At 45.5% G+C, this 23,888-nt stretch carries 24 protein-coding genes; 14 read left to right on the top strand and 10 right to left on the bottom strand.

What is annotated here, in order from left to right:
- Nucleotides 1-5: 5 nt before the first annotated feature.
- The 9 genes from ICN19_RS06110 to ICN19_RS06070 all read left to right on the top strand — a co-directional run bounded on the left by ICN19_RS06110 (nt 6) and on the right by ICN19_RS06070 (nt 7,958).
- Nucleotides 6-2,438, top strand: coding sequence for a heavy metal translocating P-type ATPase (locus ICN19_RS06110; RefSeq protein ID WP_216246238.1), 2,433 nt, complete (start codon nt 6-8; stop codon nt 2,436-2,438).
- A gap of 9 nt (nt 2,439-2,447) precedes the next feature.
- On the top strand, nt 2,448-2,627 hold the full coding sequence (gene ccoS, locus ICN19_RS06105) for a cbb3-type cytochrome oxidase assembly protein CcoS (RefSeq protein ID WP_068324457.1): 180 nt from the start codon (nt 2,448-2,450) through the stop codon (nt 2,625-2,627).
- A 165-nt stretch (nt 2,628-2,792) separates the two neighbouring features.
- Nucleotides 2,793-4,235, top strand: a complete 1,443-nt coding sequence (gene ccoN / locus ICN19_RS06100; protein ID WP_216246237.1) for a cytochrome-c oxidase, cbb3-type subunit I — start codon at nt 2,793-2,795, stop codon at nt 4,233-4,235.
- Nucleotides 4,236-4,245: 10 nt separating this feature from the next.
- Nucleotides 4,246-4,893, top strand: coding sequence for a cytochrome-c oxidase, cbb3-type subunit II (gene ccoO / locus ICN19_RS06095; protein WP_216246236.1), 648 nt, complete (start codon nt 4,246-4,248; stop codon nt 4,891-4,893).
- 18 nt (nt 4,894-4,911) lie between these two features.
- Nucleotides 4,912-5,079 carry a CcoQ/FixQ family Cbb3-type cytochrome c oxidase assembly chaperone gene (locus ICN19_RS06090; RefSeq protein WP_216860658.1) on the top strand — a complete coding sequence of 56 codons (168 nt, stop codon included), beginning with the start codon at nt 4,912-4,914 and terminating at the stop codon, nt 5,077-5,079.
- The gene (gene ccoP / locus ICN19_RS06085; protein WP_216246235.1) at nt 5,076-6,002 is read left to right on the top strand and encodes a cytochrome-c oxidase, cbb3-type subunit III; all 927 of its coding nucleotides are present in this window, start codon (nt 5,076-5,078) and stop codon (nt 6,000-6,002) included. Before ICN19_RS06090 ends, ccoP begins: the two co-directional genes overlap by 4 nt.
- Before the next feature lie 12 nt (nt 6,003-6,014).
- Nucleotides 6,015-7,472 (top strand): cytochrome c oxidase accessory protein CcoG, encoded by a 1,458-nt coding sequence (gene ccoG, locus ICN19_RS06080; RefSeq protein ID WP_216246234.1) that lies wholly within the window; start codon nt 6,015-6,017, stop codon nt 7,470-7,472.
- Between the two features lie 25 nt (nt 7,473-7,497).
- Nucleotides 7,498-7,701 carry a FixH family protein gene (locus tag ICN19_RS06075; protein ID WP_216246233.1) on the top strand — a complete coding sequence of 68 codons (204 nt, stop codon included), beginning with the start codon at nt 7,498-7,500 and terminating at the stop codon, nt 7,699-7,701.
- Nucleotides 7,698-7,958 carry a hypothetical protein gene (locus ICN19_RS06070; protein WP_216246232.1) on the top strand — a complete coding sequence of 87 codons (261 nt, stop codon included), beginning with the start codon at nt 7,698-7,700 and terminating at the stop codon, nt 7,956-7,958. The genes ICN19_RS06075 and ICN19_RS06070 overlap by 4 nt, the downstream gene beginning before the upstream one ends.
- Here ICN19_RS06070 and fnr read toward each other — a convergent pair.
- A complete protein-coding gene (gene fnr, locus ICN19_RS06065) occupies nt 7,955-8,725 on the bottom strand; it encodes a fumarate/nitrate reduction transcriptional regulator Fnr (protein WP_216246231.1) in 771 nt (256 codons plus the stop codon). The genes ICN19_RS06070 and fnr overlap by 4 nt on opposite strands.
- Before the next feature lie 76 nt (nt 8,726-8,801).
- Between fnr and ICN19_RS06060 the strand changes: the two genes are divergently transcribed.
- Entirely contained in the window at nt 8,802-9,521 is a 720-nt protein-coding gene (locus ICN19_RS06060) for a sulfite exporter TauE/SafE family protein (RefSeq protein WP_216246230.1), read from the top strand.
- A 7-nt stretch (nt 9,522-9,528) separates the two neighbouring features.
- On the opposite strand, the gene ICN19_RS06055 is transcribed toward ICN19_RS06060, so the two are convergent.
- Nucleotides 9,529-11,154 (bottom strand): SulP family inorganic anion transporter, encoded by a 1,626-nt coding sequence (locus ICN19_RS06055; RefSeq protein WP_216246229.1) that lies wholly within the window; start codon nt 11,152-11,154, stop codon nt 9,529-9,531.
- Between the two features lie 18 nt (nt 11,155-11,172).
- Entirely contained in the window at nt 11,173-11,574 is a 402-nt protein-coding gene (locus tag ICN19_RS06050; RefSeq protein WP_216246228.1) for a DUF2177 family protein, read from the bottom strand.
- A gap of 86 nt (nt 11,575-11,660) precedes the next feature.
- Here ICN19_RS06050 and ICN19_RS06045 point away from each other — a divergent pair, with 86 nt between their 5' ends.
- Nucleotides 11,661-12,101 (top strand): universal stress protein, encoded by a 441-nt coding sequence (locus ICN19_RS06045; RefSeq protein WP_216246227.1) that lies wholly within the window; start codon nt 11,661-11,663, stop codon nt 12,099-12,101.
- 91 nt (nt 12,102-12,192) lie between these two features.
- On the opposite strand, the gene ICN19_RS06040 is transcribed toward ICN19_RS06045, so the two are convergent.
- Both ICN19_RS06040 and ICN19_RS06035 read right to left on the bottom strand, forming a co-directional pair.
- Nucleotides 12,193-13,647 carry a M23 family metallopeptidase gene (locus ICN19_RS06040; RefSeq protein WP_370625150.1) on the bottom strand — a complete coding sequence of 485 codons (1,455 nt, stop codon included), beginning with the start codon at nt 13,645-13,647 and terminating at the stop codon, nt 12,193-12,195.
- Nucleotides 13,648-13,712: 65 nt separating this feature from the next.
- Nucleotides 13,713-14,639: a 3-hydroxyacyl-CoA dehydrogenase NAD-binding domain-containing protein gene (locus ICN19_RS06035; RefSeq protein ID WP_216246226.1), complete on the bottom strand. Its 927-nt coding sequence runs from the start codon at nt 14,637-14,639 to the stop codon at nt 13,713-13,715.
- Between the two features lie 105 nt (nt 14,640-14,744).
- On the opposite strand from ICN19_RS06035, the gene ICN19_RS06030 reads away from it, so the two are divergent.
- Nucleotides 14,745-15,878 (top strand): mandelate racemase/muconate lactonizing enzyme family protein, encoded by a 1,134-nt coding sequence (locus ICN19_RS06030; RefSeq protein WP_216246225.1) that lies wholly within the window; start codon nt 14,745-14,747, stop codon nt 15,876-15,878.
- Between the two features lie 73 nt (nt 15,879-15,951).
- On the opposite strand, the gene ICN19_RS06025 is transcribed toward ICN19_RS06030, so the two are convergent.
- The 4 genes from ICN19_RS06025 to ICN19_RS06010 form a co-directional block, all read right to left on the bottom strand.
- Nucleotides 15,952-17,964 (bottom strand): TRAP transporter fused permease subunit, encoded by a 2,013-nt coding sequence (locus tag ICN19_RS06025; protein WP_216246224.1) that lies wholly within the window; start codon nt 17,962-17,964, stop codon nt 15,952-15,954.
- 84 nt (nt 17,965-18,048) lie between these two features.
- Nucleotides 18,049-18,999: a TAXI family TRAP transporter solute-binding subunit gene (locus tag ICN19_RS06020; protein ID WP_216246223.1), complete on the bottom strand. Its 951-nt coding sequence runs from the start codon at nt 18,997-18,999 to the stop codon at nt 18,049-18,051.
- Between the two features lie 33 nt (nt 19,000-19,032).
- The gene (locus ICN19_RS06015) at nt 19,033-19,959 is read right to left on the bottom strand and encodes a dihydrodipicolinate synthase family protein (protein WP_216246222.1); all 927 of its coding nucleotides are present in this window, start codon (nt 19,957-19,959) and stop codon (nt 19,033-19,035) included.
- A 15-nt stretch (nt 19,960-19,974) separates the two neighbouring features.
- Nucleotides 19,975-20,904, bottom strand: a complete 930-nt coding sequence (locus ICN19_RS06010) for a 2-hydroxyacid dehydrogenase (RefSeq protein WP_216246221.1) — start codon at nt 20,902-20,904, stop codon at nt 19,975-19,977.
- Between the two features lie 84 nt (nt 20,905-20,988).
- Here ICN19_RS06010 and ICN19_RS06005 point away from each other — a divergent pair, with 84 nt between their 5' ends.
- Nucleotides 20,989-21,930, top strand: a complete 942-nt coding sequence (locus tag ICN19_RS06005; protein WP_216246220.1) for a 3-hydroxyacyl-CoA dehydrogenase family protein — start codon at nt 20,989-20,991, stop codon at nt 21,928-21,930.
- Between the two features lie 28 nt (nt 21,931-21,958).
- On the opposite strand, the gene ICN19_RS06000 is transcribed toward ICN19_RS06005, so the two are convergent.
- Entirely contained in the window at nt 21,959-23,164 is a 1,206-nt protein-coding gene (locus ICN19_RS06000; RefSeq protein ID WP_216246219.1) for an MFS transporter, read from the bottom strand.
- Between ICN19_RS06000 and ICN19_RS05995 the strand changes: the two genes are divergently transcribed.
- On the top strand, nt 23,163-23,888 hold the full coding sequence (locus ICN19_RS05995) for a cytochrome b/b6 domain-containing protein (RefSeq protein ID WP_255536956.1): 726 nt from the start codon (nt 23,163-23,165) through the stop codon (nt 23,886-23,888). The genes ICN19_RS06000 and ICN19_RS05995 overlap by 2 nt on opposite strands.

Here is a 23,888-nt window from a genome sequence, read left to right as displayed (position 1 = left end):
ATTGAATGAATAAATCAAATTCTTTAGTTTGCTATCACTGCTCAAGCCAGATCCTTCCAGGCGATTTAATCGAAGCAGAATTAGGCAGTGAGATTAGATCATTTTGCTGCCCGGGTTGTATGGCTATTGCCCAAACCATTCACGGTGAGGGCTTAGAGGTTTTCTATGCCAGGCGCTCGCAGTCTGGTGACAAGCCAGCGGCCTATCTTGCGAGCAATGAAATTCCAGAAAAACTTAAGCCTTACGATGACCCATCTTTGCGTGGTCGCTTCACTCGACCATCTGGAGATGAGGGTAGCTTAGAGACCACTCTACGTTTAGAGAAAATTCGTTGCGCAGCTTGTGTATGGTTATGCGAACAGCATTTGCGTCGTAACGCGGGTGTGCAGGACGTACAAATTAATTACGTCACTCAAAAAGTGATGGTGCGCTTTTCTCCAGTTAAAACAAGCTTAGCGCGATTGCTATTTGAAATTGAGCGCATTGGATACGAGGCTTGGCCATTCGAGCCATCTCAATCTTTGGATAGGGCAAAAGTTGAGAGGCGTAAATTACTCATGCGCCTTGGCGTTGCGATGCTTGGCATGATGCAGGTCATGATGTATGCATGGCCAACCTATACTGGTGCTGACATTACACCTGAGTTTGAGTTGTTGATGGGTTGGGCAAGTTGGGCTCTCACTGTCCCTGTAATCGTTTACTCAGCTGGACCCATATTCCAGGCATCTTGGCGCAGTATTCAGTCGGTCAAGCAGACGCATATGCTTGGCATGGATGTTCCTATAGCCTTAGCTTTAGCCTTGGCCTTTATTGCAGGCACTATTAATTTAGTAACGGGGTCGGGGAAAAGCTATTTTGATTCCATCACAATGTTTGTAGCGTTTATATTGGCTGCAAGATATGTTGAGTTATTGGCAAGACAGGATGCACAAGGCGGTGCAGAGGCGTTAGCAAAACAATTGCCCGCTACCTGTGAGCGCGCATTTAATTACCCTGCAATACAAGAAATCGAAGTTGTGCCAGTGGTCAACTGCAACCCGGGTGAAGTATTGCGAGTATCCCCTGGTGAAGTCGTACCTGCTGATGGCGTCTTAATTGAAAATGCAAGTGCATTAGACGAGTCATTACTCACCGGTGAATCTAAGCCGGTAGAGAAAAAAATTGGCGATCACGTATATGCAGGAACACACAATATTCTCAATCCATTGTTTATGCGTATTGAGGCAGTAGGGCAATCTACTCGTATTGCTGGAATTGCATCCCTCCTGGATCAAGCATTGCTTGCAAAGCCGATAATGGTGAGTCTTGCAGAAAAATGGACAGCATACTTTGTCGCCTTCCTATTGCTAAGTGCATTTGCTTCCTCAGCAATTTGGTTTTACTTTGATCCTAGTCGCGCATGGACAGTTTTAGTTTCAGTTTTGGTTGCTAGTTGTCCTTGTGCCTTATCGCTAGCAGTTCCCACTGCCATGGCAGCTGCTCAAGGTGCTGTGACTAAATTGGGTTTGCTGATCGTGCGTGGTCATGTGATGGAGGGCCTGGTAAAAGTAACTGATTTAGTGCTAGATAAAACCGGCACCTTAACGATAGGGCAGCCAGAGTTACAAGAGATTATTAATCTTCGTCAGGACTATCGACGCGAGGATGCATTAGCTCTGGCGGCAGCGCTAGAGGCTGGGCAGAGACATCCACTAGCGCTCTCATTGTTACGTGCTGCAGAAAATGAAGCGCTCACCCTACCTTTGTTAAGCGAACCCGTTATTAATCTTTTGGGTAGAGGTTTAAGTTCTGGATCCTATCGGCTGGGAAGCGCGCTATGGTTGGGCGTAGATCAAGGTGCTCAACAGGGGCAATATGGTCAGGTGCATTTAGCTGATGAACAAGGGTTAATCGCTAGCTTTGTTTTCTTGGATACACCAAGGGTGGGGCTAGAGCAATTCTTAAAAGTAGTGAAGTCTAGAAATATTTCGATTCATTTGGTTTCAGGTGATGATCGTGAGACGGTTGCTTGGTGGGCTCATCATGTTGGTATAGAGCACCATAAAGGTGGCTGCACCCCCGAGGATAAATATGATTACATTGAGCGCTTACAAAAGGAAGGGCGCTTTATTTGGGCTATTGGCGATGGAGTTAACGATGCGCCTTTACTTGCGCGCGCAGATATCTCAATAGCTGTTGGAGCGGGTGCGCCATTAGCTGCAGCTGGAGCTGATGCCATTCTTACCGCTGCCTCATTAGAGCCTTTGGCAAAAACATTGTTATTGGCGGATAAAACCCAGGCAATCATTAAAGAGAATTTATTATGGGCTCTGATCTATAACCTACTTGCCATTCCGGCGGCGATGATGGGCTGGGTCAATCCTTGGGTCGCAGGAATCGGCATGTCACTTTCCTCGCTTGCGGTGACCTTAAATGCCTGGCGTTTACGAAAGGCTTAGACTATAGGAATGGAAAGTCTCTATCTCCTCATCCCTTTGTCACTAGTCCTCATTGGTCTTTTGGTTTGGATTTTGAACTGGTCAATTAAGAGTGGTCAGTTTGATGATTTGGATGGCCCGGGCCAAGCTATTTTGATGGATGACGATGTGCCTAGACCCAAAGAAGTTAGTAAGCACTCTCAAAAATAGACATATATTTAAAGAGATCTAGGAAATAAGCAACTTTCTTTCCCTGCTTCCTGAATTTGCCCCACCCTTTTTGATATAGATCAAACTCCCTCAACATCCTTACTTTGATAATCAATCCAGTCTATTTGGATTATGTCGCTGTTTGGTCACAAAAAAGGAGAAACCATGGGACTTACCGTGGGGAGTAATCAAGATAACTTCAACTACAAGGTTATCAGCCAATTTGCCATTGTTACTGTGCTCTGGGGAATCGTTGGCATGCTTGTGGGGGTTATCCTCGCAGCTCAGTTAATCTGGCCAGAAATCACTTTTAATATTCCTTGGTTGAGCTACGGTCGTTTGCGCCCGCTACATACCAATGCGGTGATTTTTGCTTTTGGTGGATCGGCGTTATTCGCAACGTCTTATTACATCGTCCAGCGCACATGCCAAGTACGACTCTTCTGTGACAAATTGGCGGCGTTTACCTTCTGGGGTTGGCAGGCAGTGATTGTTTCTGCAGCTATTACTTTGCCATTAGGTATTACGACTTCAAAAGAATATGCGGAATTAGAGTGGCCAATCGATTTATTGATCACTGTAGTTTGGGTGGCTTATGCAGTTGTGTTCTTTGGTACTGTGATTAAGCGCAAAACAAAGCATATCTATGTTTCAAACTGGTTCTTCGGCGCATATATTTTGACAATTGCTGTATTGCATATTGTTAATAACGTAGAGATGCCAGCAAGCCTCTTCAAGTCTTACTCAGCATACGCTGGAGCACAAGATGCCATGATTCAGTGGTGGTATGGTCATAATGCGGTGGGCTTCTTCTTGACTACTAGCTTCTTGGGCATGATGTACTACTTCATCCCAAAGCAAGCAGAACGTCCAATCTACTCATATCGTTTATCAATCGTCCACTTCTGGGCTTTGAACTTCACTTACATGTGGGCAGGCCCTCATCATTTGCAGCACACATCCTTGCCAGACTGGACTCAGTCTTTGGGGATGGTGTTTTCCTTGATCCTGTTGGCGCCATCTTGGGGCGGCATGATTAACGGCATCATGACTTTGTCTGGCGCTTGGTACAAACTCCGTCGTGACCCTATCCTGAAATTCTTAGTTGTAGCTCTGTCCTTTTACGGCATGTCTACCTTTGAAGGTTCCATGATGTCGATTAAGACTGTTAATAGCTTGTCTCACTACACAGACTGGACCATCGGACACGTTCACTCAGGCGCTTTAGGTTGGGTTGCCATGATTACTATCGGCTCCCTGTACTACCTAATCCCACGTTTAGTTGGTCAAAAGGATATGTACAGCACGAAGTTAATTGAGGTGCATTTCTGGATCGCTACTATTGGCGTGGTGATTTATATCGCAGCTATGTGGATTGCCGGTGTAATGCAAGGCTTGATGTGGAGAGCATTCGAGCCAGATGGTACTTTGACTTATAGCTTTGTTGAGTCTGTAAAAGCTACTTATCCATTCTATGTAATTCGTTTATTAGGCGGCTTATGCTACCTAAGCGGCATGTTTGTTATGGCCTACAACGTTTACAAGACTGTGGTCGGTAAAAAATTCATCGACGCTGCGATTCCACAAGCATCTGTAGCAGCTCATTAAGGATAAGAACATGTCAGAACAACGTCGATTTTTCTCCCACGAAACGCTTGAGCGTAATGTTGGTTGGCTGATCATTGCCACTATCGCTGCAATTTCGATTGCAGGCTTAGTGCAGATCGTTCCTTTATTTTTCCAGCACTCAACCACTGAGCCTAGTCCAGGTGTTGAGCCATACTCTGCTTTACGTTTAGCTGGTCGCGATATTTATCAACGTGAAGGCTGCTTAGGTTGCCATTCGCAACAGATTCGCACTTTACGTTCAGAAGTAGAGCGTTATGGCCCTTACTCTTTGGCTGGCGAGTCTGTATTTGATCATCCATTCTTATGGGGAAGCAAGCGTACCGGCCCAGATTTGGCTCGCGTAGGTGGTCGCTATTCCGATGATTGGCATCGGATTCACTTGCGTAATCCGCGTGATGTGGTTCCTGAGTCCAATATGCCTGCCTATCCATATTTGCAAAAGCCAGCCGCTGCAAATACGATCTCTTCTCATATGGCTGCCATGCGTCGCTTAGGTGTTCCATACACCGATGAGCAAATTGCAAATGCACCTAAAGAGTTGGAAGGTAAAACTGAAGAAGATGCATTGATTGCATATCTTCAGGGTCTTGGCGTGAATCGTAGATACATCATTGTTGATGAGGTAGTCGCTAAGTAATTCTTAGCGATGAGAACTATGCAAACTATTGCACCTTACCTCTCAGCAATATCTACCGTGCTTGGCTTGGTATTTTTTATTGGAATCGTTTGGTGGGCTTGGTCTTCAAAAAGACAGTCTGCCAATCAAGAATCCGCCGAACTTCCGTTCGATCTACCCGATGAATTCAGTAAGGATAAATCATGAGTGACTTTCTTGGTGCCGGTTGGAGTGCCTATATCGCCTTAGTAACATTGGTCGGTATCTTTTGGTGCATCTGGTTATTATTTTCTCAACGCAAGACCAAGGTAACACTTAAGCCGGACGGCCAAGTGGATGACACTGGTCACGTTTGGGATGGCGATTTGCGTGAGCTGAATAATCCATTACCACGTTGGTGGATGTGGATGTTCTTAATTTCTTGCATTTTTGCTTTGGTTTACCTAGTTCTTTATCCAGGTCTAGGTTCGTACCCAGGCGTATTGGGTTACAGCACTGACGGCGCCTTAATGCAGTCCATGACCAATGCCAATGATGAGCTCAAGCCTGTTTACGCTAAGTATGTGAAGATGGATATTGAGCAAGTTGCTGCTGATCCAAAGGCACGCGAGATGGGTCAACGTTTGTTTTTAAATTCTTGTGCGCAGTGCCATGGATCAGATGCGGGCGGCGCTAAAGGATTCCCTAATTTGACTGACGGCGACTGGCTCTATGGTGGCTCACCAGAAAATATTAAGGCTTCTATTGTGAATGGTCGCGCTGGTGTCATGCCTCCATTTCCGCAGTTAGATAGCAAACAAATTGTTGATGTTGCTAATTATGTTCGTAGCCTTTCCGGTTTGCCAGCAGATGACCTCAAAGCAGCTCGTGGCGCTGATGTATTTAAAGCAAATTGCGCTGCATGTCATGGTCCTGATGGCAAAGGTAATATCGCTTTAGGTGCACCTAACTTAACTGATAAGACTTGGTTATATGGTGCTTCAGAAGCAACTATTGTTGAGACTGTCACCAAGGGTCGTATGGCACAAATGCCCGCTCAAGATAAAGTATTAAGTCCTGAGAAAATCCAGTTGTTAACAGCTTATGTTTGGGGCTTATCTAATAATAAGCAGCCAACAGTAGCGAAGTAAGAAAAGTATTTAGTGTCAGATCTTCCGCCGGGTGGGAAACCTGTTCCAATAGAAGTTATTGAGGAGTCTCTTTACGAGGTTCGGCGAAAGATTTATCCACGCTCCGTTTCGGGCCTCTTTGCCCGCTGGCGTTTCATCCTAGTCCTTGCAACCCAATTATTGTTTTATGGCTTGCCATGGCTAAGTTGGAATGATCGTCAGGCGGTTCTTTTTGATTTAATCCAGCGTAAGTTTTATATCTTTGGTCTCGTACTTTGGCCACAAGATGTTATTTATCTGACGCTCTTATTAATTCTCTCGGCGTTAGCTTTGTTTCTGTTTACGGCAGTTGCTGGTCGTCTTTTCTGTGGATACGCTTGCCCACAAACGGTGTATACCGAGATATTTATGTGGATCGAGCGCAAGGTGGAGGGTGACCGTTTTGCTCGTATTCGTTTAGATGGTGAAGAGTGGCCATGGGGTTTCCGCAAATGGCGCTTGAAGATCACTAAGCATTTTTTGTGGCTATTGATTGCATTCTGGACTGGCTTTACTTTTATTGGCTATTTCACGCCGATTGAAACTTTAGGCGCTGCATTGTTGCATCTCTCGCTTGGGCCATGGCAGACCTTTTGGCTGTGTTTCTATAGCTTTGCCACTTGGGGTAACGCTGGTTTTATGCGTGAGCAAGTTTGTAAATATATGTGCCCATATGCACGTTTCCAAAGTGTGATGGTAGATAAAGATACCTTCTTAGTTACCTATGACAAAGTACGTGGTGAGCCTAGAGGGAGTCGTAGTAAGTCTGCTGACCATACTTCCTTGGGTTTGGGCGATTGTGTTGATTGCAGCATCTGCGTTCAGGTATGCCCAACTGGTATCGATATTCGTGATGGCTTGCAATATATGTGTATTGGTTGTGGCGCCTGTATTGATGCTTGTAATCAGGTGATGGAAAAAGTGAGCTATCCCAAGGGCTTAATTCGCTACACAACGGAACGTGCGATTGAAGATAAAGAATCTAATCAAAGTGCTATCCGTCATATTCTGCGCCCGCGTGTGTTGATTTATACAGCTTTTATTACAGTCCTAACTTCTGCTTTTCTATTCTCTTTAGCAACCCGAAACCCCTTGAGGGTCGATGTAATGCGTGATCGTGGAGCTTTGGCACGCGAGGTTGAGGGTGTCAGGATTGAGAATATTTATCGCATTCAGATTATGAATGCCTCTGAGCATCCAATGAAGGTGCAAGTTAAGGCTACAGGTTTGGATGACTTAAAAATTCTGAATTCTCAAGGCAAAGAAATTCACGAAATCGAAGTAGCACCAGCAAGCAATCAGTTGATGCCAATTAAAGTTAGCACTACTATTGGACAAAATAATTCCGGAAATTATCCAATACATTTTGATGTAACGGCGCAAGAGTTGGTGGGTGATAAAGAAGTTACTAGAACCCGCGAAGAAAAATCTACTTTTATTATTCCCCGTTAAGCTAAGAGCAATGGAGAGGATGTATATGACAGAACAGCAAACCACTAAACCTTGGTTCAAGCAACTTTGGCCATGGCTATTAATTAGTGGCCCTGCAGTAGCCATGATTGGTTGCATCATTACTATCTATTTGGCAATTAATATGCATGCTGATAAGCCTTTGCGTGACGGTGTAATGAAGCAGGGATTAAAAGTTGAGCAGCTTAAAGATACGCAGGCTCAAAAATGAAATACCGCCTACTGATCTGGATTTTGTGGCCTTCCTTTTTGGTGGCTGGCATGGCAGAAGGCTTGTTATTCACCATAATTCACCCACAGGACTTGCTATTTTTTGGCCATCATCCAGATATCTCGGATGAGGGTATCTATACCATTGGATTTTTTGCGATTTGGATCTTTTGCGCTGCATCTAGTGCGCTTACAGCTTATATCCTGCCTGGTATTGACTCACCAGATAGCAAGGAAGTAGATCGCGGCTTAATTTAAGCCTGCTTGATTGGGATTTCTGGGGTAGAGCAGCTCTGGCGGTCAGGGTTTGGAATGCCTGCCAATTCATATAGACCGTTCATATCGATCAGTTTAATATGACGTTGCTTAATTTGAATCAGACCTGACTCAGCAAAGCGTGAGAGCATGCGGCTGACAGTTTCAATTTGAATGCCAAGATAGCTGCCAATGTCATTGCGGCTCATACGTAAATCAAATTCGTTATTTAGATATCCGCGCGCTGCTAAACGTTGAGAGAGGCTTAATAAGAATGCAGCCAATCTTTCTTCAGCGCGCATTGTGCCAAGAGAAAGTAAGTGGCGTTGATCTTGAGTCAGTTCGCGACTCATGATTTTATGAAACTGATTTTGTAGTACCGGAATTTGACGCGCTAAATCTTCAAAGGCTTCGTAGCGAATAATACAAACTTCACTCTCTTCTAATGCAATTGCATCCGATTGGTAATGACCTTCGCCAATTCCATCTAAGCCTAAGATTTCACCGGGAAGATGAAACCCAATGACTTGCTGGCGACCATCTTGGAGGCAAAATTCAGTTTTGAGAGTGCCAAAGCGGACGCTGTATACAGAACTGAGTAGATCGCCATGGCGATATAAGCTTTCCCCTTTTTGCAGGTGGACGCGCTCTTTAACCAGGCTGTCAATTTTTGAGACTTCGCTACTGTTTAGACCAACCGGCAGGCAAAACTGACCCAGTACACATACTGAGCATTTGCTGGTTGGGGTATCGGTAGGTTTGTAATTCATATTGGAACTAATTATGCAGTCAGTTTATTCTATATGGGTAGTGAATCCCGTTTTTTAACCTTTATTTCGATAGCGGATGCTAACTTCTAGCCTACTACTTGCCGTATTTTTGGGCGCTCTTGTGAGCGGCTGGCACTGCGCCCTGATGTGTGGGGGTATAGCGGCAGCCATCGAGAGGCCCGTCGCTTTGGAGACCCCATTAAGGGCTAAATCCGAGCTTTTTTACCTGCAGTTAATCATGCATTTTGGGCGTGTGACGACTTATGTTCTTTTGGGTGTTATTGCCGCTGCTGTGGGGGTTGTGGTTTGGCAGCAAAGCCTCATACCTATTCAGCGTCCTCTCTTTGCGTTAACTTCGCTCATATTGATATTGATGGGTATTCGTCTTTTAAAAGCGGGTTCTTCAGAAGGCTTGCTGGGAGGTAAGTGGATCAGCTCCAAGATTGCCGCTTACTGGGCTAAATACTTGGGGCGTATGGCTAGCGGTCCATCGCGTTGGTTTAGCGGCATGCTTTGGGGTTTAGTGCCGTGCGGATTGGTCTACAGCGTTTTGCCGCTGGCGTTTTTATCAGGCGATGTTCTCACTGGTGCCGGGCTGATGCTGGCGTTTGGATTGGGTACTTTGCCTAACTTATTATTAATCTCTAAATTTTCTGCGGCGCTCACTCAGTTTGGGCAATATCGATGGGTGCGTTATTTAGCAGCATCACTTCTGCTGATTACGGGTGGCTTCGGCTTATATCGAGCTTGGGTTTTGCCAGAAGCTTTATTAAAAGGCGGCTTCTGTATCTCTTAAGCCGCCTTTACGCTGTCGCTGCTTCAATTCCAGAAATCAGGTCAGGATAGAAAGACTCTGGCGGAAGCATAGAAATGAAGTCACTACGTTCAGCCATCTCAAGTGGTTGATGTGCCAAGCCACAAATTAGCAAGCGGATATTACGAATCTTGCAAAGGTGTGCAAGCTCCATGATCGTATCCATGCCTGAAGTATCAATGTAGATTACATTTTTTAAATCAAGCAAGAGAGTGTGAGACGGTAAGTTTGTTTCAATCTTTTCTAGCAGCTTGACGGCACCAAAAAAGATGGCCCCATGAATGCGGTAAGCGTCAATTCGACCGTGTTGATTGCTCAGTCCTGGGAAGTCGCTCGATAAAGCAATCTCGCAGCGCGATAGGCTGGAGATCCGGTAAATAAAAGTGATAAAAGCCAATAGCAGGCCAACCTGAACAGCGATGGTGAGATCTAAGACAACCGTAAGAGTAAAGACGCTGAGGATGGTGACTCGATATGGTAGGCGGAACTGCTTGAGATCAATGAACTTTCTCCATTCACCCATATTCCAGGCGACATACATCAAGATGGCGGCAAGACTAGCCAGTGGAATATTTTTAGCAAGCGGTGCAGCAAACAAGACGATGAGAAGTAAGGTTACGGGATGTACAAGACCGGCAATCGGGGTGGTGGCGCCACTTTCAACATTAGTAACGGTACGCGCAATCGTGCCAGTTGCTGGCATACCGCCAAAAAATGGAATGGTGAAATTGGCAATGCCTTGTGCCATTAATTCTTGATTTGATTCGTGGCGATCGTGAATTAGACCATCAGCAATGCGAGCACAAAGCAAAGATTCTATTGCGCCTAGTAGCGCCAGGGTTAGGGCTGGTGCAACCATGTATTGAGCGCTATCCCAGCTAACCGGTAGCCATTCAAAAGAAGGAAGCCCGGAGGGTATGCCTCCAAATCGACTGCCGATAGTATCTACTGGCAAGTTGAGAGCGCTTGTAACAATAGTTGCCAAAACCATTGCTACTACCGTGCCCGGAAGGTGAGATAGCCATCCTAGGCGACTCTGAAATATCTTCCAAAAAACCAACAAAGCAAGGCTGCCACAGGCCAAGCCAAGCGCTATAGGATTAAAAGTATCCGCAGCTAAATAGAGCGTATGAACAGATTGAAAAAATTGGGCAGGCATTTTTTCAATCTGGAGCCCGAAGAAGTCTTTGATTTGAGATAAACCAATCAAAAAAGCAATGCCATTTGTAAACCCAATAATGACTGCTATGGGAATAAAGCGTACTAGTGTTCCAAGACGAAACACGCCCATCAGAAATAAAAATACTCCTGACATAGCGGTTGCTAGCAATAAATTCGGCACACCGTAGCGTTCGACGATGCCATAGACAATCACAATAAATGCGCCAGCTGGACCGCCAATTTGAACGCGGCTGCCGCCCAACAGTGAGATGAGACCGCCAGCAATAATGGCGGTAAAAATACCCGCCTCTGGTTTGAGTCCGCTCGCAATTGCAAAAGCCATGGCTAATGGCAGCGCAACAATACCAACCGAAAGGCCAGCTAATACATCCTTTGTGAAAAGGGTGCGGTTATATCCGTTAAATGCGTCTAGTAGTCGTGGACGAAAAAACATAAGCTCAAATTAAATGCGCTATGAAAAGCGGTTACCAACCCAGTAGGCAATGCCTGAACATACGGCTGTAACAAAACTGCCCCATGCAATATCAATCAATGCTAACTGTGTTGGAAAGCTTCTGATGACTGCAAGATTAGTGAGGTCGTACGTCATGTAGCAGAACAGCCCAAAAAGAGCGCCATGTTGCAGCGCATATATCCAGGACTGTTTTGAGAGCGCAGGAACAATCACAAAAATGCAGACTCCAAGGGCATAGAGGAGGTAAAAAGCAAGTCCAGCTAGAAGCTTGGGTTCGCTGGCCATCAGGTCACCCATCTGATCTCGGTAGAGATTCTTTGCAATACCCAAAAGCCAAACTAAATCAATTGCGATTAGAGCGACTAAAAATGAGGCGTAGATAGCAAAATTCTTGAGCAATTAAGTTACCTTTATTCTTTTATAGGCTAATAATAAGCATTATGATGGAAAGAGTAGATTAGTAGTTCAATTTAGGGGGAGTAAATATGTTTAAGCATTTATTGGTACCTGTAGATGGTTCGGATGTCAGCAAAAAATCCTTAAAGAAGGTTGCAGCACTTGCTAAAGGAGATGGCGCTGCAGTAACCCTGGTGTATGTTTCTGATCCCTTGCCTCCAATGGTCTACTCAGATAGCACCATGGGCTATGGAATTTCACAGAAAGAACACGCTAAAGTTTGCGAGGCTTATGCAAAAGATGTATTTAAGAAGGCGACGACTGCACTTGGTGCAGGAATCAAAGTAAAAAGCCTTCATATTGCAAATAGCAACTTATCCGAAGGTATTTTGGATGGTGCAAAAAAGGCGAAAGCAGATGTGATCGTGATGGCTTCCCATAAGCGTACGGGTATTAAGGGTATCTTGTTGGGTAGCGAGACTCACGAAGTCATTGTTCACTCAAAGTTACCGGTATTGGTTTTGGGTTAATTAATTCATCACTTAGTAAAAAAGGGTCCGCTTGGACCCTTTTTATTTGGCTGAGATTAATGTGATCTAAATAACTTGTTGATGTTGGTCCTCAGTTATTTTTGATGGGGCTGCCAAGTAATAATATTTCTCTAGTCAGTTGGCCGCTTTCGTCATCACGCATAGACCATAAATCAAGTTGAGTCTTGGGTGCATAAGGGTCAACGTAAATACCATTTTTTCTCAGTTCGAAATGAAGGTGCGGTCCAGTTGATCGGCCGGTAGAACCAACATAACCAATCTCTAATCCGCGCCGTACTTCATTGCCTAATTCGAGCTCGACGTTGTAGTTACTTAAGTGAGCATAGTAGGTATGGTAATTGCCTGGATGCTCCAAAATAATCAAGTTACCAAATGCGCCGCTGTAACCGATGTGAGCAACTCTGCCATTGGCAACACTAAAGACGGGTGTACCAGTTGGCGCAGAGTAATCAATGCCCATATGAGCGCGATAACGTTGCTTAGGGGCGGGTGCAGGGGTGGCAGGTGCAGCTTTGGCTGCTGGCGCAGATGTCTTACTGCGCTTACCTGAAGAAGCTCTTACCATGCCAACGCCCCGAGAGATGCGGCGATAGCTCAAGGGGTTGGTCCAGAAAGAGCGTTCAAGAGATTCACCTGTCCCTGTAAAAAAGCCACCAGGGATGTCATTACGTTCTACCCAAAAGGCATTTGCATAAACTTCTTTAGTGGTTGGATCAATAATCTCTGCCACCCAAATTTGAGCCCATTTTTCACGATCACCAAAATCCACAATCAAGCGCACAACGCTATTGGTATTTTCGAGAGAATTATTTTCTTCTGGATAAATTTGTTTAATCAGGGAGTTCAATTCCCAAACGAGTTCAACTGGTAGTTGGTCACTTACTTTCCGAGGATCGTATAAAACATCTCTTAAGGGAATGCGAATCTCCGTTAGGCGCTTAGATTCATTCTTAAGCATATCTTGTTGAATCAAAAATCCACCAACTGCTGAAGGTGTAAATGTCCATACTTCAGTCTTACTATCTTGAATTGGGCCGTTCATGATGCTCAGCGAGTCAAAGCGATTGCGACTACCGAAAGCAACTGCATAAGGAATGCAATCTCCACGCATGTGATCAAAAAATGTTTTGGTCTGGTTTTTAAAGAACTCAGCAAACTGGCGGTTATCGATCCCAATACTTGCGGGGAGGCTATCTTCGCTAAAGCTACGTCGTAAGCATCCTTGTGCCACACGATAGTCCAGATTGGCATCGCTATCGAGCATGAGTTCATCTGGTGCTTTGCGCTGAAAGAGGGCTGGATTCAGGCTCATGCTGCTAGTTTTGGAGCTGGCGCCCGCAGATTTATCTTTCAATCCAACTTGTTTGCTGGTTTGAACTGTGATTTTGTTGCGAGCCTGGCTAGTGCTTTGAGTTGAATTGCTCTGTGCATAAGCTAAGCCCGGTGTTGAGCTTAGAAAGGCGCAGCCAGACAAAATAATGACAGCCCTACTGAACAGGGAGCTAAAAGATGCTTTTGTATTCACCCCTCAATTATCTAATAATGTGAAAGCTCAGGTGAATAAATATGCTGTACTGCAACAAATTGAATTTAATCTTGGTCTGGTGCGACCTTGAGAACTTCAAAGGCTGCCTTTAGTCTTTGTTCATAGTTCTGCTTCATCAAAGCTGCCTCATGTGCTGGCCAGTCCTTAAATCCAGCGCCCTTAGCAATGCCAGTTTTGCCACTTTGCACTAAATTGGTCACGCAGCTTGGTGGTTGGGTGATATTAGATAGAGAGGGGTATATCAACTCTGCTGCTAAGGTCATGCCTTCCCAGCCTGAGATTTCCTTTTGAGTCATGGGCCCAACTGCAGCATAGCGAAACCCAAAGCTATAGCGAACTGCGGTATCTATATCGTCAGGAGTGGCGACACCTTCTTCTACAAGCGAGAGCGCTTCACGCATTAATGCATGCTGAATACGATTTGCCAAAAACCCTGGAATATCTTTTTTAACTAGTACCGGCTTCTTGCCGTGGGCGCGGTAAAACTGGCAGAGCTTTTCTGCCAAGGCTAAATCAGAATGCTGCCCTGTAACAACCTCTACCAGTGGCACGATGTGGGCAGGCATAAAGTAGTGAGCATTGAACATGCGATGTGCTGTTGGCAGATCCTTCGCAATATCGCTGATAGGAAAGCCAGAGCTATTGCTACCAATGGGAATGTGAGATGGGACCCGTTGATCTAGTAGGGCAAAGATGTCCTGCTTCAATTGTAATTGCTCAGAAACTGTTTCAATCACAAAATCCACATCACCCCAGGCTTGCCAGGTTTCAATGCTCCCGCTTTGTAACGTGGGGTTTGCCTTGGACCATTCAGTGTTGATTGATGCTGCACACGACTTAATGGAGTCAAGGCAGGCTAAGGCCTTCTCTGAGTTGCGACCCAGCATCACAATATTGGCGCCACTGGCTAAAAATCCAGCAGCGATGCCAACCCCCATAGTTCCCGTTCCGATGACAACCACTTTGCTCATTTTTAGCCTGCATATGCTGTAAAGAATGGATCGATTATTCCTTATTTAGAGTCCTGCCGGCAATTTAAATTCTGGATACAATCATTTTTTGATTAAGGAGTTTAGATGCCGATTATTGAATCCATCCAAGTTGCTTCTGTGGCTGTGCCTTTAGACAAAGTCACCTCTTTTTCTACTCGCACTGTTTCTGAGCGTCATTATTGTTTAGTGAAAGTTCGCGGCAAAGATGGTAACGAAGGCATTGGCTTTTGTTATGTGGGCAGCGCTGGCGGAGATATCGCCAAGGTTGCCGTAGAGCAATTATTAGCCCCCAAACTGATTGGTCAAAATAGCCACCGCAGTGAAGGTCTATGGATGGAGATGTATAACGAATCCATCTTGCAAGGACGCGCAGGCGCAGTGATGCGTGGAATCTCTATTTTGGATACCGCTCTGTGGGATTTAAATGCACGTTCAGTTGGCTTACCCTTGCATCAGTACCTTGGATCAGTAGTGGATGATCGCGTGCCAGCTTATGCCAGTGGCGGCTACTATCTGGAGGGCAAGACTCCCGCAAAACTCGGCAAAGAGATGGAGTCTTACGTCAAGCAAGGCTTTAAGGCGGTGAAGATGAAGGTGGGGCGCTTGTCTCCATCCGAAGAGGAAGCTCGAGTTAAAGCTGCTCGTAAAGCGGTGGGTGACGATGTTTTACTTGCTTTAGATGCGAACAATGCATGGCGTGATTTACCAACTGCTCTTGAGTACGTGCGTCGCTTTGAAGCTTATAACCCCTACTGGATCGAAGAGCCTTTTTCACCAGATGCGATCGATTTGCATGCTGCGTTGGCACGTCAAACTAAGATTAATGTAGCTACTGGTGAAATGGAAGCAGGGCGTTGGCGTTTTAGAGAGCTTATTGATGCTGGTGGCGCTGCTATTTTGCAATCTGATGCCGCAGTGTGTGGTGGTATTACTGAGTGGAGAAGAATCTCCGCTTATGCAGATTTAAAAGGCGTCATAGTTTGTCCGCACTGGATGCATGATTTACATGCACCTTTGGTAGCCGCCACCCCTAATGCGCGTTTTGTTGAGTTCTTCTTGGATGACCAAGTTCTCAACTTCCGTAGATTAATTAATAAGCAGCTCACCTTTAAGAATGGTGATCTGATATTGCATAAAACCCCGGGACTAGGATTTGAGTTTGATGAAGCGGCTGTAAAGAAGTACGCAGGCAAAGCTGCTTGGACCAAGATCTCATAAGTTAGAGTTGTACCTTCTCGCCTAAAAATAAAGCCCGCTATTGCGGGCTTTATTGTTTTCGAGAAAGACTTTCTTAAGATGACCGCGGATTCAGTTTGAAATGCGTAATAGTTTGAGTAATCAGAACCAGGCCAAATCCGATGAAGCCAATCAAGTCTGCCTCAGTAGAAGGATAGGCAAGGGCAACTCCAGAAATCACCATAATCACGCGTTCAAAGATTTTGGTTTTCTCGATGAACCAGCCTTGTAGCCCCCCAGCCAAGCAGATGATTCCGACTACGGCTGTAAAGGAGACCCAAGCGATTTGCATCCAGTCTGCTTGCTCAAGGGCAGCAGTAGATCCCATGAGTAATAAGCTCACACCAGACTTATCTAATACAAACATGAATGGCACTAGGATGGCTGGCGCAACATACTTCCAAGTTTGCAAAGTGGTCTTATAGGGATTGCCTTTGCAAATTGCAGCAGCCGCAAATGGGGAGAGTGCAGTCGGTGGCGAAACTTCAGAAAGCACGGCGTAATAGAAGATAAACATATGCGCAGCAAATGCTGGTACTCCCAAATTAATGAGAGCAGGCGCTGCAATCACGGCGCAAATAATGTAAGAAGCCGTAACTGGAACAGCCAGACCAACTACCCAAACCACTAAAGCGGTAAAGATTGTTGTTAGCAAAAGAGATCCGCCAGCATACTGAATCACAATCGAGCTAAATTTCAGACCAAGACCTGTCAAGGTAACGGTACCGACAATCAGACCAGCGCCAGCACAGGTAGCAGCAATCGCTAATACACCGGTTGATCCAGAGGCAAGGGCCTTCGTGAGGTTCGAGTTGTAGAGTCCTTTAAGAATAGGTTCTTTCCCCTTAAACCATGCCCAAGGAATGATTGCAGTATCTTCGCGCAACATGCTGGATAGTGCAGAAACTACGGTTGCCCAAAATACTGACATGACAGGAGAGAAGCCCATCAACATAAAGACGACGATGGAGATCAGTGAGAAAAAGTGGAACCAATACTTTTTAGTAAGTTGCCACGCAGTTTCAGCTGATGAAAACTGAATGCTCTTCATGCCATATTTACGAACATCAATCTCTACCATGACAAATAAGCCAAGATAAAAGAGAATCGTTGGGATAGTTGCCATTAGCAACACATCTAAATAGGAAATTTTTAGGAAGTCTGCAATCAAGAAGGCTGCCGCTCCGAGCACCGGAGGTGAGATGATGGCGCCGAGCCCGCCAGCCGCTAAAAGACCACCAGCTGCGTTCTTCTCGTAACCTACTTTATCTAACATTGGGGCTGCAACTGAGCCAACGGTAACGGTTGTAGCAACGCCTGAACCTGATGGGCCACCCAATAAGAATGAGGACATCACGATGGTTCTACCTACACCAGAGGATTTGCCACCCATTGCCGCAAATGAAAAATCAATAAAGAATTTACCTGCACCTGTGAACTGCAAGAAGGCGCCAAAAATGGTGAACAGAATAATGAGGGTTGCAGATACGTCTACAGCGGTGCCATAAATGCCTTCGAGGGTCATGTACATGTAGCCCACCAAGCGATCTAGGCCATAACCTTTGTGTGTCCAAGGTGCTGGTAAGTAGTTGCCGAATAAGGCATAGAGCAAGAACAGAACAGTGACGGTCACCAACACCATGCCATTGGTTCGGCGTACGCTTTCTAGGATCAGCAGAATTAAACCGATACCAATAATCACATCGGTAGAGTTAGGGGCAGTGTTTCTGTCCATAAAATCATCGCCACCACCAAGAATGTAATAGGCGATTGCTACGGATCCAAGGGCGAACAGTATGTCCCAGATCATGAGTCGATTTTTAAAACGAGCTGCTATCGGAAAACTTAAGAAAACCAAAAATAGTACGAGGGCAACGTGAATCACGCGAAGCTGTTGCGTGGGAACAATCGAGTAGGCCGCATAAAGATGAAATAAAGACATGCCTACTGCAACTAGGGTGATGAACTTGGCTAGTAGACCCTTGTAGTCGTTAGAGTCACCTTCCTCTTGCTTGATGAAGGCGTCTAATTTTTCCTGGGTTTCGTTATCGATAACGTTTTGATTCATGTCTCAACCTATATATTTATATTTATGCGCTACTTTAAAACAAAAAGGGGTGAGTTTGACTCACCCCTGACTACAAATGCTGGCTTAGTTTACTTTGACACCCTTTTCCTTAAAGTACTTTAAGGCGCCTGGATGGTATGGAACTGGTGTTGCATTTGCTTTTTGAGTTTCCAGTTTGACATTGCGATATTCAGCATGTGAACGAACTAACTCGAGCTGGTTGTCAAAGACAGCCTTCACGATTTTGTAAGCTTCAGCATCTGACATGGAGGCATTTACAACCAATAAGTTGGCAACTGCAGCAACATTATTGTCTTTAGCCATACCGCTATAGGTTTGTTTAGTAATGAGGGATGGGAAATACAAGTTACCGTATTTCTTATTCATTGCTGGGACTTCAGCTGCTGTGTCGACCATGACAATTTTCATGCCAGGGCTATTGGCCAAATCAGTTACTGCTGCAGTAGGCAAGCCACCAACCCAGAAGAATGCATCAATCTTGCGATCTTTTACTGCATTTACGGATTCAGCAACGCTTAAGCGCTCGCGCTTGATGTCCTTGGTTGGGTCGATGCCCGCTGCTTCAAGAAGACGGAATGCCATGACTTCTGTAGCGCTACCAGGGGATCCAGTGCTTACGCGTTTGCCTTTGAGGTCAGCCATGGTTTTGATGCCAGTCGACTCAACTGTCGCTACGTGCATCAGGTTTGGGTAAAGAATTAGCAAAGTGCGCACTTCAATTGGCTTATCCTTGAATTTATCAACACCGCTGGTTGCATCTTTAGCAGCATCAGCCATTGAAAAGCCAACATAAGGCTTGCCTGTGCCAATGAGTTTCAGGTTGTCGACTGAGCCGCCGGTGACTTCTGCTGTAGCGGACATTCCGGGAACTTTGCTAGAGAGTACTGAGGCGAGTCCGCCACCCATAGGGTAGTAAACGCCGCCCGTACCACCTGTTGCAATAGAAATGTTTTGAGCATTTACGCTTGCGCATAAAAAACTCAGTGATAAAGCAATGACTTTCAGTAGTTTCATTGTTGTCTCCTAATTGATTTTTATATTTTTAAATTACAGGCCCGGCATGCTGAAATTAATTTGTTGCAACTCGCTGAGTAATTGAGCCTGTTGCTCGGCGGTTAACTGCATGAGTGGCGGACGAACTCTGAGCCACTCAGGATCTTTACTGTAATGAGCGACAGCAGTCTTCATGCCAGCAATCATTTGATATTTGGCAAAAATTCCACGCACTTGATCGAGGCTGGCCTGACGTTGGTCGGCATCAGACTCTCTCCAATGAGCCGCTAAGTCGGCAATCGCTTTTGGGTTCACGTTGGCAGTTGCAGAGATGCAGCCTACGCCACCAGCACGAAGGGCGCGCATTAAGAATACTTCGCTACCCGCATATACGCGGAAGCCATGCGGCGCCAATAATTTAATGACAGATTCTGTATAAGCCCAATCACCGGAGCTATCCTTCATACCAACAATGGTCTTTGGATACTCTTTTGTTAAACGCTCCAACAAAGAAAGGCTTAAATTAATTTTGGTGACTGGTGGAATGTTGTAGATATAGATCTGTAATGCAGCGCTACCGACTTTTTGAATCACTTCTGAGAAGTAAGCAAACAAGCCATCATCAGAAACATCTTTGTAATAGAAGGGCGGCAACATTAATACGCCTGCACATTTGTGATTTACTGCATGACGTGTCATGTTGACAGTAGCATCAATTGATGTAGCACCAGTACCTGGCATGAGGTGATCGGGACTTAAGCCGCCCTCAATAAGTGTTGTCAGGGTGCTCATCTTCTGTGGGGCTGACATCGAGTTGGCTTCTGAATTTGTGCCAAAGATAGCTTGGCCAACGCCATTAGCCTCTAGCCATTTACATTGCTTTAATAACTTAGGAGCATCTGGGGTGCCGTCTGCATTGAATGGTGTCAGAACAGGGGAAAGCACCGCAGGTAAGGTTGATGGGTGCAGAGAAATCGTCATGCTGGCTCCGTTTTTCTAGTTATTTACTTCCGATGGAAGTGGTTGTTGTTTAAAGAAAGCTTCTAAATTATCTACAGCTAATTGAGTCATTGCTATCCGTGTTTCCGTGGTGGCACTGCCAATATGTGGTGTTAACAATACATTATCAAGATTTAAAAAAGCATTGTTAGGATTGGGTTCATTTTCAAAAACATCCAAAGCGGCGCCGGCAATCTTTTTATGTTGCAGTGCATATAAAAGAGCGCTCTCATCGACTACGCTGCCACGGGCGATATTAACTAAGTAACCGTTGGTGCCCAGAGCCTCAAGCACCTCAGCGTTGACCATCTTGTTAGTTTCAGGCGTGGCAGGACAGGCTAAAAATAGGATGTCACAATCTTTCGCTAAATCCTTGATTTCTCGATGGTAAGTGTAAGGAAGCGCCTTTTTATTCGGCCCTGAATAGGCAATTTCTACCTTAAAAGGCTTTAAGCGTTCGGCTAAATCTTGGCCAATCCGGCCCATGCCCGCTATTCCCACACGCTTGCCAGCCAGAGTAGTGGTGATTCTGAAGGGTGCCTTTGACCAAGCGGTGCTCTTGACGTATGCCTGAGCCTCTGGAAGTTGGCGTAAAAGAGCAAGCATCATGCCCACTGCTAGCTCGCAAACTGCGTCGTTTAAGACGCCCGGCGTATTGCTTGCCTTAATGCCATTTGCTTTTAGATAGGTCAGAGGAAGGTTGTCATAGCCAACGCCGCAGGTTGCAACCATTCGAATGCTGGGAATTTGTTGAACCAGAGATTCCGGAAGCTTCGTATTGGAGCGAATCAAAATTGCCTGAAAGTTTCCGGCAGGAGCGGGAGCTTGCGGATCGGGATGATGAATAGGAGTAAAGCGCCGATCTATCTCTGCCTGCATAATTTCAGGGAAATGGCCGACCTGCAGCACCGAATTGACGGGGATCATTTCTCACTAGCTTTTTTATTGAAATAATGACCCCATTGTAAGTGGAATTTTCAGAAAAAGTCGGCACCCTTTAGGAGAGTATTCATGTTATTTACACCAGCTGAAACCAAAGTGGTGATAGTCGGTGGCGGCACAATGGGTGCAGACGTTGCTGCAGTATGCGCACGCGGTGGTTGTGCTGTGCAGGTGGTCGAGCCAACAACCGAGCGTCGCGCCCTGTTGCCTGATTACTTTGCTAATACGATGGCTGAGTTGGGATACGAGCATCGCACCCATTTACTCACTGTTGCAGGCACTCTAGAAGAGGTAGATTGGACTGACATCGATCTAGTCATTGAATGCGTACCAGAGCGCTTAGATATTAAGCGCGAGCTATTTGCTAAGTTAGAAAAATATGCAAAGCCAGAGGCGGTATTGGCTAGCAATAGTACAAGTTTCCCTATCAGTGAAATCGCGAGCGGCTTGAGAACATCAGCCCGAATGATTGGTTTACATTTTTTTATGCCCGCACATTTGGTTCCTTGTGTAGAAGTAGTTTATGGTCAAAAAACTTCCCCAATGGTTGGCGAAAGTCTTTCGCGACTAATGACTGCTTGCGGCATGGTGCCGGTGACTGTGAAAAAAGATCTCCCTGGGTTTTTGGCAAATCGCTTACAACACGCTTTATCGCGTGAGGCTTTTGCTATGGTTGATGAGGGGATATGCACACCTGAAGATATTGATAAAGCCGTACGCTTTGGATTCGGCTTTCGCTATATCGCAGCTGGCCCAGCGATGCAAAGAGATCATGCTGGCCTTGAGGTGCATGGCGCTGGCGGAGCAACTATTTATCCGACTTTGAATAATTCACCAACGATTGCAAAGTGTTTAAGCGACCGTATCGCTAGCGGTAAGTTTGGCATGAAAACCGGTGAAGGCTTTTTCACTTGGACTGCTGAAACGATTAAAGCAGAACGTGAGCGCTATCAAGATGCCTTGCGTGCTGGACTAAAAATTATTCAGAAAGACTTGCCTGAAATTAAATAGTGGCAAGTTAGCAATGCTGTAAATGGGTTTAAGAGATATCTTTTAAATGTAATTTACTGAGGTGTGGAGCGAGGCGATGTGTAATCAAAACGATTGCAATCGTCGCCACCCCACCAAATACGATAGACGGTACTAAGCCCATCATGCTGGCAGCAATGCCAGATTCAAGTGCGCCTAATTCATTGGATGAACCAATAAAGATTCCATTGATGGCGCTAATTCTGCCGCGCATATGATCCGGTGTTGTTAGCTGCATGATGCTTCCTCGGATCACGACTGACACAGAATCAAAGCATCCAGAAATAAATAAGAAGAGGGCGCACAGCCATAAATTACTGGAGATACCAAAGGCAATGATGGCCGCACCAAACCCAGCGACAGAGATCAGCAAGTGTTTGCCGGAATCAGTCAGAATCGGGCGTCGGGCTAAGTAGATGCCTGTAATCACAGCGCCTGCTGCGGGCGCGGCACGCAAAATCCCCAAGGCCTCTGGTCCCGCATTCAACACCTCCTTAACAAAGGCTGGCAGGATAGAAACAGCGACGCCAAATAGAACGGCAAACATGTCGAGTGCCATGATCCCTAAAATGAGCTCATGTTTTCTGACGTAATGAAAGCCCTCCAAAAAACTTTTTAAGAAGTGACCAGATAAGTTGCTCGACTTTTCTTGTGCGGCGGCAATAAAGGTGATTCCGTATAAGCCGACTGCTCCACAAAATGCAGCAAGTAAGTAAGTCCATTCCAGGCCTGCAAAGCCAATCATGAGTCCACCCAGTCCTGGGCCGGCCACTACACAAATCTGAAAAGCGGAAGATGCGTAGGCTGTGTATCTGGGCAGTTGATCTCTGGGGATGATTTGGCCAAACAGCGCTTGATAGGATGGCCTTAAGAGGGCTCGTCCAACACCAATAAATGCAACGGCGGTGTAAATCAATGGGACTGGTGGAGAAAGCCAACCCAGCGCAATGCAGGTTAAAAATAAGCCCACTGCAATATGAATCAGGCAAGCGATGGCTGCAATCCATTTGCGTGAATGGTGATCAACTGCATGTCCTGAATAAAGGGCAAGTGCAAAGTAGGGTACAAGCTCTGCAAGACCAATGAGTCCGAGTGAAACTACGCTATTGGTGATTTCATAAAGATGCCAACCCACAGCCACCATCGTAATTTGGTAGCTGAGTGTTGCACCAATGCGGTACAGCAGTAGGGTTCTAAAGGCTTTGCCAGGATTCATGAATTCTCAGCATTTTAAGGGAGAAGCGAGTTATCCTTTAAACATGAAGAAAATTATTCGCGTCTGGGATTTGCCAATTCGTTTATTTCACTGGCTATTAGTGCTTTGCATTGTGGGGAGTTTCATTAGCGTGAATATAGGTGGCAATGCCATTCAATGGCATGCGTATTTTGGCTACAGCATTTTGTGCTTATTGATCTTTAGAATAATTTGGGGATTTTTCGGATCTACCCATGCGCGATTCGCCTCTTTCTTTCCAACTAAAAAAGCTATCCTAGATTATTTAAGCGGAAGCGCCCCTCGCGTGCTTGGTCATAATCCAGTAGGTGCAATGTCTGTATTCGCATTAATTTTTGTATTGTGCGTGCAAGTTATAACGGGTTTGTTTGTAGATGATGAAATCGCGTTTCAAGGACCGCTGGCGAAATATGTATCGAGCGCAGTAAGTTCATTTTTGTCTCAGATCCATGAGGGCAATCAGGTTGTAATCTATACGCTGATCACTATTCATATTGCGGCGATCTGGTTCTATAAAAAATATAAAGGTGAAAATCTGATTAAGCCAATGATCAGTGGCGACAAAGAAATTGACCCAAGCGAGGAGGCTAAATACTTGCCTGCTGACTTGGGTCGGGCCTCCAAGGATGGAGGACTACAGCGCGGTTTTGCTTTACTGCTGTTAAGCTTGATCGCGGTAGTAGTGGGTTATTTCATTTCAAAGTAA

Origin of the sequence: Polynucleobacter sp. AP-Capit-er-40B-B4 (assembly GCF_018882245.1) — a bacterium.
Lineage (GTDB): Bacteria > Pseudomonadota > Gammaproteobacteria > Burkholderiales > Burkholderiaceae > Polynucleobacter.
This window is presented reverse-complemented; position numbering and strand designations above follow the sequence as displayed.